Origin of the sequence: Mesorhizobium sp. M7A.F.Ca.CA.002.15.2.1 (assembly GCF_003998715.1) — a bacterium.
Lineage (GTDB): Bacteria > Pseudomonadota > Alphaproteobacteria > Rhizobiales > Rhizobiaceae > Mesorhizobium > Mesorhizobium ciceri.
This window is the reverse complement of sequence record NZ_RZPI01000958.1, coordinates 1-1,503: the sequence shown is the minus strand read 5'-3', so window position 1 is coordinate 1,503 and position 1,503 is coordinate 1. Positions and strand designations below refer to the sequence as shown.

The 1,503-nt window shown below is 63.4% G+C and carries 2 protein-coding genes; one reads left to right on the top strand and one right to left on the bottom strand.

Annotated features, from left to right (window positions below; genetic code table 11):
• Window positions 1-248, bottom strand: a 248-nt coding sequence (locus tag ENZ74_RS31515; protein ID WP_164761385.1) for an iron-sulfur cluster assembly accessory protein, incomplete at its 3' end; no start/stop codon positions are given.
• 90 nt (window positions 249-338) lie between these two features.
• Here ENZ74_RS31515 and ENZ74_RS31510 point away from each other — a divergent pair.
• Window positions 339-1,503 (top strand): deoxyguanosinetriphosphate triphosphohydrolase (locus tag ENZ74_RS31510; protein WP_127313288.1); only part of this gene is annotated, 1,165 nt, incomplete at its 3' end.

Below are 1,503 nucleotides of genomic sequence, written 5' to 3'. Positions count from 1 at the left end.
GATCCGCCCATATAGACCAGCGACAAATCGTCGATCAGCACCGTGGCTCCGTCCTTCTCGATGGCTACGTCGTCGTCGTTGCGCGTATCGACCAGATCGAACTTGTAGGAAAAGCCCGAGCAGCCGCCGCCTTCGACCGAAACGCGCAGCGCCGTCTTGCCGGCTTCGTTCGAGACAATCCTGGCGATCCGCTTGGCGGCGGCCTCGGTCATATCGACTTTCATGGCAGTCTTGGCATCAGCGCCCATGGGCGTCACCTTGCTTTCGGTTTCACATGATAGGTATGAAGCGCGAGGGGCCAAGTCAACCTGGCTAAGTCAAACGCGGCAGCATCAGCCATGACCAGTGAGTTGGGCGACATCGGATTCGGCTATCGGCCACGCGCCGCCTATGCCTGCGATCCGGCAAACTCGCGCGGGCGGCTGTTCGACGAGGTGGAGAGCCCGACCCGCACGCCATTCCAGCGGGACCGTGACCGCATCATCCATTCGACGGCCTTCCGGCGGCTGAAGCACAAGACGCAGGTCTTCATCGCCCATGAAGGCGACCACTATCGCACCCGGCTGACCCATTCGATCGAAGTGGCGCAGATAGCGCGCGCCCTGGCACGGGCGCTGCGCGGCGACGAGGATCTGGCCGAGGCGGTGGCGCTGGTGCATGATTTCGGCCACACGCCCTTCGGCCACACCGGCGAGGACGCGCTCAACGAGAAGATGGCCGTCTGGGGCGGCTTCGACCACAACGCACAATCGCTGCGCATCGTGACAAGGCTGGAGGCGCGCTACGCCGAGTTCGACGGGCTCAACCTGACCTGGGAAACGCTGGAAGGCCTGGTCAAGCACAATGGGCCGCTGACGGATGCCAACGGCAAGGGTCTGAAAGGGCCGGTGCCACAGGCGATCCGTGATTATTCGCAACTGCACGATCTCGAACTCGACCGGTTCGCCGGCATCGAGGCGCAATGCGCGGCGATCGCCGACGATATCGCCTACAACACGCATGACATCGACGACGGGTTGAGGGCAGGGCTCTTGACGCTGGACATGCTGGAGACGGTTTCGCTGCCGGGAACGATCCTGAAAGGCGTGCGCGAACGCTATCCTTCCCTCGATGCCGTGCGCACCGGCCACGAACTGATGCGGCGGCAGATAACGGCCATGGTCGAGGACGTGATCAGGTCGACGACCGCCAATCTCGATCGCATCAGGCCGCCGAGCGCCGATGCAGTGAGGGCAGCTGGCGAGACGATGGTGGTTTTCTCGGCCGAAATGGCTGCCCTGGAGAAGGAACTGAAGGCCTTTCTGTACAAGCACCTCTACCGGCACGCCGAGGTTATGAGGGTGCGCGCGGATGCCGAGCAGATCGTCAAGGATCTGTTCGACGCCTATTTCGCCGATCCGCGCGCCATGCCGGATGGCTGGCGCGAGGGGCTGGATCGGGCCGATGATCGCATCAAGGCGCGCAGCGTCGCCGACTTCCTGGCGGGGATGACCGAAACCTACG